At 32.1% G+C, this 16,036-nt stretch carries 19 protein-coding genes; 16 read left to right on the forward strand and 3 right to left on the reverse strand.

Going from position 1 to position 16,036, the window contains the following annotated elements:
• Positions 1-10 precede the first annotated feature (10 nt).
• The 8 genes from AC1RP1_RS06020 to AC1RP1_RS06055 all read left to right on the forward strand — a co-directional run bounded on the left by AC1RP1_RS06020 (position 11) and on the right by AC1RP1_RS06055 (position 6,324).
• Entirely contained in the window at positions 11-988 is a 978-nt protein-coding gene (locus AC1RP1_RS06020) for a ribose-phosphate diphosphokinase (protein ID WP_481761787.1), read from the forward strand.
• Positions 989-1,475: 487 nt separating this feature from the next.
• Entirely contained in the window at positions 1,476-1,889 is a 414-nt protein-coding gene (locus AC1RP1_RS06025) for a hypothetical protein (RefSeq protein ID WP_481761786.1), read from the forward strand.
• An 82-nt stretch (positions 1,890-1,971) separates the two neighbouring features.
• Positions 1,972-2,757, forward strand: coding sequence for a hypothetical protein (locus AC1RP1_RS06030; RefSeq protein ID WP_481762649.1), 786 nt, complete (start codon positions 1,972-1,974; stop codon positions 2,755-2,757).
• A complete protein-coding gene (locus tag AC1RP1_RS06035; RefSeq protein WP_481761784.1) occupies positions 2,744-3,442 on the forward strand; it encodes a hypothetical protein in 699 nt (232 codons plus the stop codon). Before AC1RP1_RS06030 ends, AC1RP1_RS06035 begins: the two co-directional genes overlap by 14 nt.
• On the forward strand, positions 3,406-4,101 hold the full coding sequence (locus AC1RP1_RS06040) for a hypothetical protein (protein WP_481761783.1): 696 nt from the start codon (positions 3,406-3,408) through the stop codon (positions 4,099-4,101). The genes AC1RP1_RS06035 and AC1RP1_RS06040 overlap by 37 nt, the downstream gene beginning before the upstream one ends.
• Positions 4,102-4,117: 16 nt before the next feature.
• Positions 4,118-4,756 carry an ATP-binding cassette domain-containing protein gene (locus AC1RP1_RS06045; protein ID WP_481761782.1) on the forward strand — a complete coding sequence of 213 codons (639 nt, stop codon included), beginning with the start codon at positions 4,118-4,120 and terminating at the stop codon, positions 4,754-4,756.
• Positions 4,753-5,268: a hypothetical protein gene (locus AC1RP1_RS06050; protein ID WP_481761781.1), complete on the forward strand. Its 516-nt coding sequence runs from the start codon at positions 4,753-4,755 to the stop codon at positions 5,266-5,268. The genes AC1RP1_RS06045 and AC1RP1_RS06050 overlap by 4 nt, the downstream gene beginning before the upstream one ends.
• An 891-nt stretch (positions 5,269-6,159) precedes the next feature.
• A complete protein-coding gene (locus AC1RP1_RS06055; RefSeq protein WP_481761780.1) occupies positions 6,160-6,324 on the forward strand; it encodes a hypothetical protein in 165 nt (54 codons plus the stop codon).
• Between the two features lie 729 nt (positions 6,325-7,053).
• Here the strand turns inward: AC1RP1_RS06055 and mscL are convergent.
• The gene (gene mscL, locus AC1RP1_RS06060) at positions 7,054-7,503 is read right to left on the reverse strand and encodes a large conductance mechanosensitive channel protein MscL (RefSeq protein ID WP_409021944.1); all 450 of its coding nucleotides are present in this window, start codon (positions 7,501-7,503) and stop codon (positions 7,054-7,056) included.
• Positions 7,504-7,647: 144 nt separating this feature from the next.
• Here mscL and AC1RP1_RS06065 point away from each other — a divergent pair, with 144 nt between their 5' ends.
• The gene (locus tag AC1RP1_RS06065) at positions 7,648-8,004 is read left to right on the forward strand and encodes a DUF3899 domain-containing protein (protein WP_481761779.1); all 357 of its coding nucleotides are present in this window, start codon (positions 7,648-7,650) and stop codon (positions 8,002-8,004) included.
• Positions 8,005-8,021: 17 nt separating this feature from the next.
• Positions 8,022-8,180, forward strand: a complete 159-nt coding sequence (locus AC1RP1_RS06070; protein WP_481761778.1) for a hypothetical protein — start codon at positions 8,022-8,024, stop codon at positions 8,178-8,180.
• A gap of 59 nt (positions 8,181-8,239) precedes the next feature.
• Here the strand turns inward: AC1RP1_RS06070 and yidA are convergent, their stop codons facing one another.
• A complete protein-coding gene (yidA, locus tag AC1RP1_RS06075) occupies positions 8,240-9,055 on the reverse strand; it encodes a sugar-phosphatase (RefSeq protein ID WP_409021948.1) in 816 nt (271 codons plus the stop codon).
• Positions 9,045-10,412, reverse strand: a complete 1,368-nt coding sequence (locus AC1RP1_RS06080) for an HD domain-containing protein (protein WP_481761777.1) — start codon at positions 10,410-10,412, stop codon at positions 9,045-9,047. The genes yidA and AC1RP1_RS06080 overlap by 11 nt, the downstream gene beginning before the upstream one ends.
• Positions 10,413-10,580: 168 nt before the next feature.
• Here AC1RP1_RS06080 and AC1RP1_RS06085 point away from each other — a divergent pair, with 168 nt between their 5' ends.
• The 6 genes from AC1RP1_RS06085 (at position 10,581) to AC1RP1_RS06110 (ending at position 15,905) form a co-directional block, all read left to right on the forward strand.
• A complete protein-coding gene (locus tag AC1RP1_RS06085) occupies positions 10,581-11,021 on the forward strand; it encodes a YwiB family protein (RefSeq protein WP_481761776.1) in 441 nt (146 codons plus the stop codon).
• Positions 11,022-11,065: 44 nt separating this feature from the next.
• Complete coding sequence (gene rpoE, locus AC1RP1_RS06090) at positions 11,066-11,662, forward strand: DNA-directed RNA polymerase subunit delta (protein ID WP_481761775.1); 597 nt, start codon at positions 11,066-11,068, stop codon at positions 11,660-11,662.
• A gap of 220 nt (positions 11,663-11,882) precedes the next feature.
• The gene (locus AC1RP1_RS06095; RefSeq protein ID WP_481761774.1) at positions 11,883-13,475 is read left to right on the forward strand and encodes a CTP synthase; all 1,593 of its coding nucleotides are present in this window, start codon (positions 11,883-11,885) and stop codon (positions 13,473-13,475) included.
• Between the two features lie 116 nt (positions 13,476-13,591).
• Positions 13,592-13,963 carry a GntR family transcriptional regulator gene (locus AC1RP1_RS06100; RefSeq protein ID WP_481761773.1) on the forward strand — a complete coding sequence of 124 codons (372 nt, stop codon included), beginning with the start codon at positions 13,592-13,594 and terminating at the stop codon, positions 13,961-13,963.
• Positions 13,964-13,965: 2 nt separating this feature from the next.
• On the forward strand, positions 13,966-14,859 hold the full coding sequence (locus AC1RP1_RS06105; protein WP_481761772.1) for an ATP-binding cassette domain-containing protein: 894 nt from the start codon (positions 13,966-13,968) through the stop codon (positions 14,857-14,859).
• Positions 14,859-15,905, forward strand: a complete 1,047-nt coding sequence (locus tag AC1RP1_RS06110) for a hypothetical protein (RefSeq protein ID WP_481761771.1) — start codon at positions 14,859-14,861, stop codon at positions 15,903-15,905. Before AC1RP1_RS06105 ends, AC1RP1_RS06110 begins: the two co-directional genes overlap by 1 nt.
• The last annotated feature ends 131 nt before the right edge of the window (positions 15,906-16,036 follow it).

The following is a 16,036-nucleotide window of genomic DNA, read 5'->3' on the forward strand; positions in this document are numbered from 1 at the left end:
GGAGGCACATATGTCAGAACATTATTTTGATCCAAAGTTGAAAATTTTTGCTTTGAACTCGAATAAACCATTGGCTGAAAAAATTGCTGATGCTGTTGGTGTTAAATTAGGTAAAACCTCTGTAGATCGCTTTAGTGATGGTGAAATCAGAATTAATATTGAAGAAAGTATTCGTGGAGATCATGTTTACATTGTTCAATCAACATCTGCACCCGTCAATGACAATATTATGGAATTATTAATTATGATTGATGCTTTGCGTCGCGCAAGTGCTAAATCAATTAATGTCGTTATTCCTTACTATGGTTATGCTCGTCAAGATCGTAAAGCACGTTCACGGGAACCAATTACAGCAAAATTAGTTGCTGACATGTTAGAAAAAGCTGGTGCAACAAGAATTTTAGCGCTTGATTTGCATGCTGCTCAAATTCAAGGATTCTTTGATATCCCAGTTGATCATTTAATGGGTGCACCTTTATTAGCTGACTACTTCTTAACCGAAGGATTAGATAAAGATTCTGTTGTCGTTTCACCTGATCATGGTGGAGTGACACGTGCTCGTAAATTAGCAGAATTCTTGAAAGCACCTATTGCAATTATTGATAAACGTCGTCCTAAAGCTAACGTTGCTGAAGTGATGAACATTATTGGTACCGTTGAAGGCAAACGTTGTATCTTAATTGATGATATGGTTGATACGGCAGGAACAATTACGCTTGCTGCTCAGGCTTTAATGGATGCCGGTGCAACTGAAGTGTACGCAAGTGCAACTCATCCGGTTTTATCAGGTCCAGCTGTTGAAAGAATTGCAAAATCACCTATTAAGCAATTTATCGTAACAGATTCAATTCAGTTACCTGAAGATAAGAAAATTGATAAATTAGTTCAAATTTCAGTGGGTCAATTAATTGGGGATGCAATCACGAGAATTCATGAAAACAAACCAGTTAGTCCATTATTTAAAAATCGTTTCCATAATGAAAAATAAAGTTAAGAAAGTTAGATAACTAATGTTGTCTAACTTTTTTTGTATCCAAATTTAGGACATAAAAAAACCGTCAGTCCAGGGAGACTGACGGAAAAAGGGAGTAGAGATAATTAATTTCAGGGGAGAAATTAGTTATGAGTTAGATTAATTTATTCGGGGAAATAAATTAAAATTTAAAAGTTATTAATTAAGGTATGAAGTTATAATAACAAGTAGTTGTGAAGAAAATGTGACGTAAAAAGGAAGAAAGTTCTTCTCGTAGTTAGTACGTTAGAGTAGTAAGCAGTCTGTTTACTTGAATATCTTAGGACTTAATAGATCTTACTAAGAATGATAAACAACATTAAAGTGATTTTTTATTAATATTAGCATTAATTTTATATTATATATAAATTATAAAAGTCTTTTTTAACTTGAATATTATTGTTTTGAGTTAATTATTTATATATAATATTAAATGCGTAAGGGAGAATTTTAAGGAGTTTTTATGAAAAAATTAATGTCATTTATTTTAGTTGCAATATGTGTTTTTGGTATAGCAATTTTAAGTTCAGATCGTGTAGAGGCTAACAATCCGAATTATGTTCATCTTGCTAATAGATGGAATGATCCTTGGGACGAAACTTATAGAATTCAAAAGTGGAGTAAAACTGCGTATGAATTAAACATCAAAAAGATATCGGGAAAAATACGTGTGGAAGCTTGGGGACACTCTTATAAGGCTGGTCGTACAGGAAATGTATCTGTTTCTAAAGGAAAAAAATATGTTATTAAATCTAAAGGACAGACAAAATTAACTAATTATTTAGTAGAGTGGTATGGAACAGGAAACAATGCATATATTGTAAATAGTATTCATGCATATGGTAGTGCTGATGGTAATTGGAAACCTGATAGATAAGAAGAAATAATGTGCTCTCTTACGCATTATATTAAAATAAAAGATTGGTGTGAAAAAAATGAATTCTTATTGGCTGTCGCGTATGGCGAAGAAACAATATTTTTATGGCATATTAGTGGGTTTTGCTTTAATAGTAGTTCACGTGTCTATGGATATGTTACCTAATAGGACTTATCTAGATGGTTCTAATTTAACTTTTACTGTGATTACAACATGGATAGGTATAGGTGGTACTGGTAGCGATTTTTCAGCTTTATTTTATTTGTTATTACCTTTATTTTCAGTGATTGGTTTGAATCTAATTGTCTTCGAGGATAAACAAACAGGTTTTATTAAACAATATGTACAAAAAAAGGGAATTATTAATTATTCTATTCATTCATTTAGCTTAAGCTTTATTTCAGGATTTTTGATTGGGATACTACCTTTATTATTGGATTTATTAGTAGCATGGTGTTTATTCCCTAATCAACCATTAGATGCTGTATTAAATAATAATCTGGGACTTGCATCGAATTCAACATATTTTATGAAGGACCTTTTCCAGCAATCATATACGGGGATTTTATTTTATATTTTACTTGCAGGTTTGTTCGCAGGTGTTTTTTCTGTAGTTGCCGCGAGTGTTAGTTTATATGTAAAAACAATTTATAGTGTGGTTAGTTTTAGTTTTTTACTGTGCTTATTTATAAGTGTTTTAGCTGCTGTATTTCCTTTTTATCTTGCTGCACCTTTGTCGCTTCCTATGGTAGGAGGACCCGCGGAGGGCCTACCTCCTTTATCATTTATTATGGGGATTTTGTTTTTGGTTCTCATTGTAGCTTATCTTTTTAATTTTATGGGAGTAAAACGTAATGCGATTATTTAAAATATATTTAAAAACTAAACGGTCTCGTGACTGGGTAATAGATATTCTTACGTTCTGTTTATTAATTATTTTATCTCTTTTTGAATATTATTTATTTTTAGGTAATGAAAAGAATAGTTCCTTTATTGACGTAGTCCAAGGAGGACTACAAAATAGTTTAAATATTGAAAATATAATGATTCTTTTCTTTCCAATATTGATATTATTACCCTTTCAGGGTTCTAAATTTCCAATTATGTATTATATAAGAAAACCTTTTTCTTTTTTGAGAGTACAAGTGAATTACTTTTATGCCATATATATTTGTGCATTTGTTATCTCTGGAATCCTTTTTTTAATTTTAAATAAGGATAATTTAAAATATAATATAAATGGCTATCAGCTAGTTACAATGGTTATTTATTTTATCGCAATGTATGTTTTTTATAATTTAATAGCGTCCTTTTATTGCCTCACAGGAAATAAAATTATATCGTTATTTTTAATTTATGGTTATTATCAATTAGAAATATTTTTGAACGAAAGAGGGATTAGATTGTTTTTTAATCATGGCATAATCAGTCTTGGATATAGTGTTAACACGTTATATTTAATTCAAAATATATTCTTTATACTACTCTTTTTTATTATTTTGGAGGTTTTTCAAAGATGGATTTTATCAAAAAAAGAATACTCTATAAATTGAAGTTTTTCAGTATCTTAGTTTTTAGAAATATTTATTTAACGATTTATTATTCTAAATGGCGTACGGTGCTCATTTTTATTATGCTAACGATGATGATCATATTGTGCAAAAGAGATCAAGTGAGTGGTATGACGAGCTTACTATATGGTGCTTCGTTAGATACTGAGGGAGAATCTTTTCCTTTATTTTGGTTCATCTTTGTGATTTCTCCAGCATTAGCTATTGGAAATTCACAAATGTTACTATGGAAATCAGATTTTAAAATTCTACATAATATTGGATATAAAAATTATTTATTTAGCAATTTATTGATGTTAGGAATTTATAATAGTTTTTTTTATTTTTTGATAGTGATTATAAACGGTTTTGGTATCTCACATTTAGCTTTCTATAGTTATCTATTTATATTTAGTTTCACCTATCTTGTATTGTTATCAACAGCGTCATTTTTATTAGATGATTTTATACTACCCTTAATAGGGAGTTTAGCAGTCATAATATTAGATGTTTATATTTCTCACATATCCATTATAGACGCAACAATGCTCTCTAGATTTAACCCTAATCATAATTCGGTTAACATTATAATTTTATTAACGATTATATTGAGTTGCATCATTATCTCACTTATAAAAATTAAAGATATTGATTTTATTTAAAGAAAGTAGTGTAAAAATGAAAATAATAGAGTTGAAAAACATTTCCAAAAGAATTAAGCAAAAAGATATTTTAGTAGATATCAATTTATCAATTGAAGAAGGAATCGTTTGTGGATTCAGTGGGCCAAATGGTGCTGGGAAATCCATGATATTTAATACGATTATTGGGTTTGTAAAGCCTACTGAAGGTGAAGTTTGGGTTAATGGAAAATATATCAGAGTAGATGAACTTTTTTCAAGCAGCATTGCTTTTTCTATGGATAGTATTGGTATGTTAGAAGATTTTTCAGTTCTTAAAAACTTGGACTTAATTAATCAACTAAATAGTCATAAAATGACTAAGAATGAATTGAACGAAATGGTAACTTATGTTGGACTAGATCCTAATGATAAGCGTGCGATTAAACACTATTCATTAGGAATGAAGAAAAGGGCCTCAATTGCTTGTTGTTTAATCAATGATGCACCTATTTTAATATTAGATGAACCTAGTAATGCACTAGACGATAGTGGAAAAGACTTTTTGCGTCAGTTAATTATCGATCAAAAAGCAGCAGGGAAAACAATCCTTATTTCTAATCATGATAGTGTTTTCTTAAACGAAGTGAGTGATAAAATCATTCACATTTCAGAAGGTAGAGTTATTCTAAAATGAAAAATAAAAATTCGTGGAAACTAAGTCAGAGAGGATTACTTATTTTGGGAGGCATCTGCTTACTAGCAAGCGCTGTATGGTTATGGAATGCTCATGCAGCAGTAACCGAACAATATAAAAACAGTCAAATTAAGAATGTGTTTGTAACATCTAATCATCAAAAAATAGTAAATGAAAAATTTGTATTTACTAAAATCAAGCATCACGTCACTAAAGACTCAGACGAAGCTTACTACAATGACAGTATTGATGTCGATATTGAATCAAAAAAAGATGGTGACTTTCCACTCGGAGGGCTATTTGTTATGAATAGTTCTTATGATGTGACCCAATCTGATATGCTTAATGAAAAAGGTGAATCTGATTCTTCGCTGCATGTCGGGATAAATCATAAGACTTTAAAAGCAATTATTAGAAAAGGCTCTGGTAATCGTTCTTTTAATTTAGTGTTTTTAACTTCGTCCAAACCAGGTACTAATATAAAATATATCTATCAAAGTGATTTTAAGTGAATATCACTAGGTAAATTAAATTAATTTAGACAGTCCCGGCAGGTAATGCTAGGGCTGTTTTTTACTATTCTTAAAGTATTCAAATTCAACATAAAAAACCGTCAGTCCGGGGAGACTGACGGAAAAAGGGAGTAGAGATAATTAATTTCAGGGGAGAAATTAGTTATGAGTTAGATTAATTTATTCGGGGAAATAAATTAAAATTTAAAAGTTATTAATTAAGGTATGAAGTTATCATAACAAGTAGTTGTGAAGAAAATGTGACGTAAAAAGGATAAAATATGATTACTTTTTTTGTGGGGTGAAAGTATAGGATATATAATATTTTAGTAGTTTTTACATAAAGATTTTCTTAGAATAAAGCACTATTTGAGCTGATTATTAAATACAACTTTTCTACTACCCTTTAAAATTGATAAAGTGTATATTAAAAGGTAGTAAATATAGTTTAAGAAAGTGTTGCTATGGTTCTTTTAGCTCAAGAATTGTTAAATTATAACTTATAAGACTGTTTAAGGCTAGCAGAAGGTAAATGAAAATTAAAGATTCATTTGAATTGTTTGTAACCTATCAAGTCTATTCTATAATATTTTGATTGAATAAGGGTTGAATAATTAGTCAATTAATTAAAGGTGAAATAATTTATGGAATTAAGATACTTTATGAAGAGTCTAATTGAATAGGGAGTGATCCATATCCGGTACAAGATTATAATATTATATTAAAAAATTTAGAGAGCCTGACTTTGATTATGCAGGAGAGTTACCCAAAATATCTATGGCTTTTAGTACGTCTAGTACAGTAACTAGTGTTGGGGCAGAACTTGGGGTAACTTTAGTTACTATTTTCATAGTCTTTGTAGGTTCCTTAATAATATAGAAGGAGAAGAATATGATAGAATTTGAGATAAAAGTATTAATATTTTTATTAATTGGTACGCTTGTATTTATGATTTTAAAAATGCGGAAATATAAAAAAGAAATTACCGAACTTAATGATGTGGAAAAGAAGCAACAAGAACAAATAAGTAGATTAGAAGGGAAAAATAATGAATAGTTATGATCTAGTTTATCTTGTTATGCCTTTAGTATTATTTTGTATTTGGATTGCTTTCTACATTTACTTATGTGTATGTTTATATAAATATAAGAAAGCTAGACGAAAAGTAATAATTAGTTCTGCTAAACTTAATGAATTAACAACAAAAAAGATATTAGAACTAGAAAAAAAGTTAAAAAAATAGAATAAAAACTAATTAAAAAGAGAAGTAATCAGAAATCAATCTGGAGACTTCTCTTTTTAATTTATTATAGAGCTAATCGATTCTCAGAATAGTCTTGTGTCTAATCTGAGAATATAACCAATTAGGTTGGGCATTAAACTTAGACTTCAAACGTATATTTAATTAGAGACAGTACTCGTAATGTTAAAAAGGGGGACCAAAATAATCTTAGATTGTTATTTATTACTACAGATTATAACGCTTGAATATTATGATTTTATAGTCGATACACTTTAATTTTAAGGGTATAAAAAAACCGTCAGTCCGGGGAGACTGACGGAAAAAGGGAGTAGAGATAATTAATTTCAGGGGAGAAATTAGTTATGAGTTAAATTAATTTATTCGGGGAAATAAATTAAAATTTAAAAGTTATTAATTAAGGTATGAAGTTATCATAACAAGTAGTTGTGAAGAAAATGTGATGTAAAAAAGATAAAATATAAGTAAAATAAAAAAACTTGATTCCGATTAAAAATCAGAATCAAGTTTTTATTAATTATTATTTAGTCTTCTTTTGCAATTTTTTCTTCAATTTTTTTTGATGCTTCTCGAGGTAAGTCACTATCTCTTTCAGCTAGTAAGTTACGGATATCTTTTAAATATTCTTCTGTAGGTGTTAATGTCGTTTCTGAAGATTCTTCTTCCTTATCATTAGATCTACTTGTTGCATTTCTAAGTGCTGTGATTCCTTTAAGCAACATAAAGATAACAAAGGCTACGATTATAAAGTTAATGACATCGTCTAAAAATTGTCCGATTTTGAAAGTTGTATCACCAATTGTGAGAACGATCCCTGACAAGTCAACTTTACCGACGACAAGTGCAATGATAGGACCAATGATGTTAGTTGTGAAAGACTTAACGATTGTTGTAAATGCACCACCAATAATAACAGCGACTGCCAAATCCATCACATTTCCGCGAGTGATAAAATCTCTAAATTCTTTTAACATGTTTGATGAGTCTCCTTTAATTTGGTTAACTGTATCTTAAAGTATAACGGATTTTATAGGATAAGTGAACTGAAAATTGTGAGTTAATAGGTTTGAATGATATAATCAAAGCACAAATTAAAAGCGAGCGAGGAACTAACTATCATGAAACAGGCTAAAAGGAATGTCACATTTTTATTAAGTGTACTGGCAATCATTACTGCGATTATCTGGATCCGTGTTGGAGGGGATAGTTTTTCTTTATCTAATGTATATTTTTATATTGGCATTATATTAATTCTAGTCGGCATTATATTAATTTTGAGCCAAGCACAACTATTCGCTGGCTGGTTTAAACGACGAGATAAAGGTGAATCTAAAGAAGATTATAATGAACGTAAAATTGATGTTAAAAGTGTAGGAAGTAAAAAAAATCGTCCGCTTAAAATATCACCATTGATGCGTAGTTGTTTTATTGTTGGTGCATTATTGATTTTGATTGCTGTATTAGTGACTATTTAAACTAGGGAGATGATGTCATGAATATTTTTTTGGGTATTATCATCGTTTTGTGTTTTGCTGTAGGAGCATACTTTGTAGATGGTGGATTTGCAGAAAATGCTGGATCATTATATAAACAATTTAAGCAATCAAAGTTATCTTTTAGAGAATTTATGCGATTGTTGTTTAGAAGATAATTCGCCAAAAAAACGGACCTAACTTTGATTATTCAAAGTTAGGTCCGTTTTTAATTTATTTAATCAGCTAATGCATATTTTTGGATTGCTTTAGCAACACCTAACTCAACGTTAGTAGCAGTTACTGCTTGAGCATTATCTTTAACTTCTTGAATGGCGTTACCCATGGCAACACCTAGACCTGCTGCTTGGATCATTGATAAATCATTACCTTGATCACCAAGTGCCATAACCTCGTCTTTGGTGAAACCTAATTTATCAGCCAAGGACATAACGGCATTTCCCTTGCTGGCATTTTTGTTTAGGAGTTCTAAAAAGTAAGGTTCACTTTGAACGTAGTAATAATTATCGGTAATTTTTGCGGGTAATTCCTTAACGACACGTGTAATAACTTCAGGATAATCAATATACATCATTTTCGAAATGACGATATTCTTGTCCATTTCTTCAGGTTTTCGGAAACGAATAGGCATTTGAACTAAGAATGACTCTGCCACAGAATATTCACTGATATCAGCATTAGGTGTATACATTAATGCTTGATCTTCAGCATGAACATGGACGTTTAATTCACGACTTGTTTCTTCGATTATGTTGTAATCATTAATATCTAACGTATGATGAATTAAAACTTCACCAGAGCCTGAAACTTGAACTAAAGCACCGTTAAAAGTAATAACAAAATCATCATCTGATGTTAAACCGAGTTTTTCTAAGTATTTTGTAACGCCTGTTAAAGGACGTCCGGTACAAAGGACAACTTTGATGCCAGCAGCTTTAGCAGCTTTAATAGTAGTAATAGTTTCTGGGGCGATTTCTTTTTTATCATTAACGAGAGTACCGTCAATATCGATTGCGATTAATTTAATTGTCATGTTGTGTATTCTCCTTTGGGTTGATTAAAGTATCATTATTAAGATAAGTTCTAAATTGTGTATAAATGTCAGTGAATAAATCGTTCTCTGATTTTACTAATTCTCTTGGGAAGAAGAAACGACGGTCGCCTGATACTTTACCAGTAATAGAAGCAACGAGGTCACTGACGCTAGATAATTCAACAAGTGAACCATCTTCTTGAGCTAATTCGATTTGGGTGCGCGGCTTATCTTTGGTTGGATCATAGGCATCATAAGGTAAGTCGTAACTGTCATTTTCTGCCGTATAGTAGTCAGGTTGAAAGCCAGCTGATTCAATAAGACGTTCTAGAGTAGGTAATAAATCAACAGTCTCTTCATCAAATTTGATTGATTTAAATGGTTTGCGATCCAGGAAACGGACAGCTAAGTCACTTAAGATATTATCAGTATTTTGACGCCATTCCGTGAAGTAAGTGGTTAAAACACCGTCATCTAATTGTAAATAATCATCTAATGAAAATTCATTTTTAAAAAGTGGAATCAATAATTTTGGTGAATCCTCGGCACTTAAGCGATTATTTTCGTATAGGTATTTAGCCCGATTTAATAAATGACTTAAAATAACTTCCATTGATCTAGAAATAGGATGGAAATAAACTTGGACGTACATTTGGAATCGGCTGACAATATAATCTTCAACGGCATGCATCCCATTGATATCAAATGCAATCCCGCCTTTATAAGGACGCATCACACGTAAAATCCGAGTTAAGTCAAATGTACCATAATTTGTACCAGTGTAGTAAGAATCACGTAATAAGTAATCCATTCGATCAGCGTCTATTTGACTCGAAATCAATTGGACAACTTGTGGATTAGGGTACGTTTTTTGAATAACACTTGCCACTTTTTCTGGGAAATCAGCAGAAACTTTTGCTAAAACTTGATTAATCTCAGTTGATGGATCAGTTAAAATTTGAGCAGTGATAGCTTCGTGGTCCGTTTTGAAAATGTGCTCGAAAGTATGTGAGTATGGACCATGGCCGATATCGTGTAAAAGAGCAGCGCATAACGCCACTAATTTTTCGGAGTCGTCCCATAAACCGTCGCCAGCTTCTTTGCTTGGATAATTTCGTTGGAAATTATCGCAGATTCGACGTGTGATTTCATAAACACCCACGGAATGGGTGAAACGTGAATGTTCCGCTCCATGAAAAGTTAATGAAGTTGTACCGAGCTGTTTAATTCGGCGTAAACGTTGGAATTCTTTAGTATTAATTAAATCTAAAATAACTTGATGTTGCACATAAATGTAATCGTGAATAGGATCACGTAACACTTTTTCTCTAGCAAGTAACGGCGATTGTTCGAGCAATAGAATCCCTCCTCGAAAATTTAGATAGTAAATAAGTTCGTAATACTTCTATTATAACGAACATTCGTAATTTAGTCATGACATAATGATGATTATAGGTAACGACATTCATTTAAATCTAAGTTATAATACAGTGAAACGATAAGGTGAATGGAGGAATTAAGTTGTATGGCAATCACGTTAGATAAACAAATTGCGATCCATTTGGAAACAATTAAAACACAAGAAGGCGAAGTTGAACGCTATGTCATCGAAACAACGGGACAACTCGTTCGTTTAGGCGATGGGATGTATATCAGATATAAAGAAGAAGACGCAGAGTCTGGTAAAAAAAATCCAGTTACCTTTAAATTGCAAGATGATGGTGAAATTCAATTAACTCGAGAAACAGATGATATACGCACAAAATTAATTTTTTTAGCGCAAAAAAAAATTAATGGGGTTTATAAAACAGCGTATGGTCGTATTCCAATTGAAATTGAAACAACGCAATTAAAAAGTCAGTTAAATAGCCAACCAATTTCGGGATCACTTGATATTGATTATCGCTTAACAACAAGCGGTGAATTGTTGGGAGACTATAATATACGATTGCAATTTACGGCATAAAAATGTATGATTAAGAGTAGACTTTTGGAAAGGACGTGTGCTAGTTGGAGCTTAAACAATTCGATGGCCAAAACAAAGACGAGTTATCAATGATCGAGGTTGCTCACGCAATCTTATCGCAACATGGTGACGTCATGGGTTTTGCTGACTTAACTAATGAAATCCAAACATATCTTGGTAAAAATGATTTAGAAGTGAGAGATCGCTTATCACAATTTTACACAGATTTAAATGCTGATGGTAGCTTCATTTCACTTGGAGAGAACTTATGGGGATTACGTTCATGGTATCCCTTCGATTCAATCGATGAAGCTGTTGCTCATGTAGAAGATGAAGACGATGAAGATCGTCCTAAACGTAAAAAACGTAAGAAAGTTAATGCTTTCTTAGCAGATGCCGCTGATGATGATGACGTTATTGATTACAATGATGATGATCCTGAGGACGACGATTTAGATGCAACTTATGAAGATGACGACGAAGATGATGATGAAGATACAGAAATTAAAGGTTATGATAAAGATTTAGATGAAATAGCTGATAGTAATTCTGATGATGAAGAAGAATTACCAGAAGGTATTGAAGATCAATTATCTGAAATATCCGATGAAGATGCAGAAGACGACGAGGAAAATAATTAAAAGGACTTGACGATTTCGTCAAAACCCTGTAATATATTTTTTGGGCGCCTCGCAGGTATTTCTTGCGAGGACAAACGCACGGTTGATACAAGCTCCCTACACTGATTAGATTATTCTACTCGGCTTAGGGGGCTTGTTGTTTTTTATAGACATAATGAACAATAACTATCAGGCCACAAACACAGAATCCCCACAAAAATTAACCCAAAGGAGATTTATAATGACCAAATATATATTTGTTACAGGTGGCGTTGTTTCGTCAATTGGTAAAGGGATTGTTGCAGCATCTCTTGGCCGTTTATTAAAGAATAGAGGCTTGAAAGTTACTATTCAAAAGTTTGATCCTTATATCAATGTGGATCCAGGAACAATGAGTCCCTATCAACATGGGGAAGTTTTCGTAACTGATGATGGTACAGAGACTGATTTAGATCTTGGTCATTATGAACGTTTTATTGATATTAACTTAAATCAATATTCAAACGTAACGACTGGTAAAATTTATTCAGAAGTTTTACAAAAAGAACGTCGTGGTGATTATTTGGGTGCCACAGTTCAAGTTATACCACATATTACAAATACAATTAAAGAAAAAATTATGCGTGCTGGAACAACAACGGATTCTGATGTTGTAATTACTGAAATAGGTGGAACTGTTGGTGATATTGAATCATTGCCTTTCCTTGAAGCATTACGTCAAATGAAAGCTGATGTCGGTTCAGATAATGTTATTTATATTCATACAACATTGATTCCTTACCTAAAAGCTGCAGGTGAAATGAAAACGAAACCTACACAACATAGTGTTAAAGAATTACGCGGATTGGGTATTCAACCAGATATGTTGGTTGTTCGGACTGAAGAACATATCTCGCAAGATATGCGTAATAAATTAGCTAATTTCTGTGATGTTGAACCAGAAGCCGTTATTGAATCAATGGATGTTGATACATTATATACGATTCCTTTAGCGTTACAAAAACAAAAAATGGACCAAATCGTTGTTGATCATTTGAAATTAACAACACCAGAAGCAGATATGACTGAATGGCAAAAACTTGAAACACAAGTTTTAAATTTGAAGAAAACAATCAATATTGCGTTGGTTGGTAAATATGTTAAATTGCCAGATGCTTATATTTCTGTTGCCGAAGCATTGAAACATGCTGGATACACTGTTGATGCTGATGTTAAAATCACAATGGTTGATGCAGAAAAATTAGATGAAAGTAATATTGTTGAAACGTTGCAAGATGCTGATGGAATCATCGTTCCAGGAGGATTCGGTAATCGTGGACTTGAAGGGATGATTCTTTCAATTCAATATGCGCGTGAAAATAATGTTCCATTCTTAGGTGTTTGTCTTGGTATGCAAATGGCATGTATTGAATTTGCACGTAACGTTGTTGGGCTCCAAGGCGCACATTCAACTGAAGCTGTTCCAGAAACACCACATAACATTATCGACTTGATGACAGATCAAGAAGATGTTGAAGATATGGGTGGAACACAACGTCTTGGTTTATATCCATGTAAATTAAAACCAGGAACGGTAGCAGCTGCAGCTTATGATAATCAAGAAGTTATCCAAGAACGTCACCGTCATCGTTATGAATTTAATAACGAATACCGTGAACAACTTGCTGATAAAGGATTGGTTTTTGCTGGAACATCTCCAGATAATCGTTTAGTTGAAGTTGTTGAAATTCCTGAAAATAAATTCTTTGTGGCAGCTCAATACCATCCAGAATTTTTATCAAGACCACAACGTCCAGAAGGTTTATTCCAAGCCTTTGTGAACGCTACAGTTTAATAAATGTAATTGAAAGAGATAATAACAATTTGTTATTATCTCTTTTTTTATGTCTAAAAGGGTTGTATTTAATATGTGTACTATGTATTATAGTACACATGGATGAGGTGAGATAATTGCAAATTAATAAGACGAGTAGTAAACCGTTTTATGAACAATTGATATCAGGTATAAAAGAAGATATTTTTAAAGGAATTTTGCAGACAGAAGACAAGTTGCCGTCAGTTAGAGAAATGGCTAAAATTCATGAAATGAATCCAAATACGGTTAGTAAAGCGTATAAAGTTTTAGAATCACAGGATGTAATCGTGACAGTTAAAGGTCGAGGGACATATGTCAAAGCCAATAATGAGAGCAATCGCGATGAACGACAAATCCAAAAAAATCGTGAGGCATTGTTAGATACGATTAAAGAAGTGACCTATCTCGGTGTCCAAGAAGATGAGATTCAGGGTTGGGTTAAGTCGTATTTTGAAAAGGAGGACTAAGAATGGGATTTGAAATTAAAGGTTTATCAGAGAAAATTAGTGACAAAGAGATACTTAATGATATTAATATGTCTTTAGTCCCAGGGGAAATAGTGGGTCTAATTGGTCGTAATGGAGTTGGTAAAACAACCTTATTCAGATCAATTTCAGGCCAATACATACCAGATCAAGGTGATATTTTAATTGATGATCAATGGATGAAAGAAGATTCATCATTGAAGGAAAAACTCTTTTATTTAGATACACAGAATAATTTTTTAGACAGCTACACAATAGATAAGATTGTCGAATTCTATGAACTCGCTTATCAAACGTTTGATCGTCAAAAATATGATAATTGGGTCACAGAATACAACCTACCTAAACAAACAAAATATCGTCAATTTTCTAAAGGGATGCAAGGATTATTTAATATTATTTTGGCCTTTTCCACTGGTGCACCATATGTTATTTTAGATGAACCACTGGACGGGTTAGATGTAATTGTCCGTAAACAAGTTTTCCAAATTATTATTGATGCCGTTGCTGAAGACCAGCGAAGTGTACTTATTTCTTCACATAATTTAGAAGAATTAGATCGATTAATCGATCGCGCAATGGTTTTAAAAGATGGACATATTGTGAGTGATTATCGTTTGGAAGACACGCGTTCAGAATCACGAAAAGTTCAATTGGTGTTTAAATCAAAAGAAATTCCAGCTTTCATTAAAGAAAATAGCCGAGCAATGAGTATTCAAGGTCGTGTCGTCACTGTTTTATTTGAACACTATTCAGATGAAATTGAAGCTCAAATTGAAGCTGAAGATCCGGCATTATTCGAAGAATTACCGTTAACGTTGGAAGATTTATTCCGAGCAAGTCTTTCGGCTAAAGAAAATACCGGAGGTGGGAAGTAGTGACAGTTAATAGAAGATTGAATCAGATTATTTGGCAGAGATATAAGTGGATTGTTTTATCACTTGTTGCACTTATTGTGGTTGTTATGGGGTTTACACTACATAATTCGGTTGACACTACGGGAATAGACGCGGCCAATCTTACTTATACAGAGTTTGTTCAAAGTGAAAAAGATTCGGCAAAAGCGGATCATCGTAAAATAGGTTCAGTTAGCAGAGCAACATATGAAAAAAATAATATTAAAATAAAAGATGTAAGTATTCATGATGGTACATTTCAAAATGCAAAAACAGCACTAGTTATTTTTAGTCTGGGTGCTATCTTATTAGGGATATTTACTAATATGTATGATATGCAAACTAAATTTAATGAATTTATATTTTCAAGCTCATTTTCTAGAAAACGCATTTTCTTAAAAAAAATTGGTCTAATGTTACTACCTGCCTTACTTACTTTTATTGTAGGTTCAATTATAACAACATTTGTTGCTGATGTAGCTATCTCAGTAAGTAATCCAAATTTTATATCAGATAGAATGATACATTTATTCTTAGATAGTAGTCAATTGATTGCGCTATACAGTGTTGGCCTTGTGGTAGGTGTTTTAGTTCGTCGGGTTGTAGCATCTGTCGTCACTGCGTTGGGATTCACTGGCTCGGCCTTGATATGGTTTGCTTACTTTGAAGGATTCATTTTTGATCAAACGCAAGACATGTCTAATACTTATTATCTTGTACTAGGATTTATATACTTGATTGCTGGGTTATTGATGATAGTGATGGCAGTTCATTATTTCAACAAATTATCATTAGAACAGGATAGTCCTTATTTACAATTCGATTATTTAAAACTACCACTACTCATTTTTACAACGGCTTATATAGCTATTTTAATGGCTGTAGTTAATTATGATACAATTGGGGAAAAAATAGGATATGGCTTGATAAGCGGCTGTATTACAGTCATTGTTGCTTATATTGTTATTTATCGTCCACAAAATATTAGTCAAAAATTGCAACGTATTTTTTCGAAAAATAAAAAATAAAAGTAAAATGGCTACCTATTTCTCTAAGAATAGGTAGCCATTTTGACCTTACAGACTTGTTAGTATGTAATAAAAGGGAATTGTGCTAAACTACTGTTTATAGGAATGTAAAAGCAATTATTGGGAGGGAT

Source organism: Dellaglioa sp. CoH-56-MRSF-13 (assembly GCF_056782095.1).

Coding starts and splice junctions, on each gene's coding strand:
- AC1RP1_RS06020 (WP_481761787.1), top strand. CDS start 11: ATGTCAGAACATTATTTTGATCCAAAGTTGAAAATTTTTGCTTTGAAC.
- AC1RP1_RS06025 (WP_481761786.1), top strand. CDS start 1,476: ATGAAAAAATTAATGTCATTTATTTTAGTTGCAATATGTGTTTTTGGT.
- AC1RP1_RS06030 (WP_481762649.1), top strand. CDS start 1,972: ATGGCGAAGAAACAATATTTTTATGGCATATTAGTGGGTTTTGCTTTA.
- AC1RP1_RS06035 (WP_481761784.1), top strand. CDS start 2,744: ATGCGATTATTTAAAATATATTTAAAAACTAAACGGTCTCGTGACTGG.
- AC1RP1_RS06040 (WP_481761783.1), top strand. CDS start 3,406: ATGGATTTTATCAAAAAAAGAATACTCTATAAATTGAAGTTTTTCAGT.
- AC1RP1_RS06045 (WP_481761782.1), top strand. CDS start 4,118: ATGAAAATAATAGAGTTGAAAAACATTTCCAAAAGAATTAAGCAAAAA.
- AC1RP1_RS06050 (WP_481761781.1), top strand. CDS start 4,753: ATGAAAAATAAAAATTCGTGGAAACTAAGTCAGAGAGGATTACTTATT.
- AC1RP1_RS06055 (WP_481761780.1), top strand. CDS start 6,160: ATGATAGAATTTGAGATAAAAGTATTAATATTTTTATTAATTGGTACG.
- mscL (WP_409021944.1), bottom strand. CDS start 7,503: ATGTTAAAAGAATTTAGAGATTTTATCACTCGCGGAAATGTGATGGAT.
- AC1RP1_RS06065 (WP_481761779.1), top strand. CDS start 7,648: ATGAAACAGGCTAAAAGGAATGTCACATTTTTATTAAGTGTACTGGCA.
- AC1RP1_RS06070 (WP_481761778.1), top strand. CDS start 8,022: ATGAATATTTTTTTGGGTATTATCATCGTTTTGTGTTTTGCTGTAGGA.
- yidA (WP_409021948.1), bottom strand. CDS start 9,055: ATGACAATTAAATTAATCGCAATCGATATTGACGGTACTCTCGTTAAT.
- AC1RP1_RS06085 (WP_481761776.1), top strand. CDS start 10,581: ATGGCAATCACGTTAGATAAACAAATTGCGATCCATTTGGAAACAATT.
- AC1RP1_RS06095 (WP_481761774.1), top strand. CDS start 11,883: ATGACCAAATATATATTTGTTACAGGTGGCGTTGTTTCGTCAATTGGT.
- AC1RP1_RS06105 (WP_481761772.1), top strand. CDS start 13,966: ATGGGATTTGAAATTAAAGGTTTATCAGAGAAAATTAGTGACAAAGAG.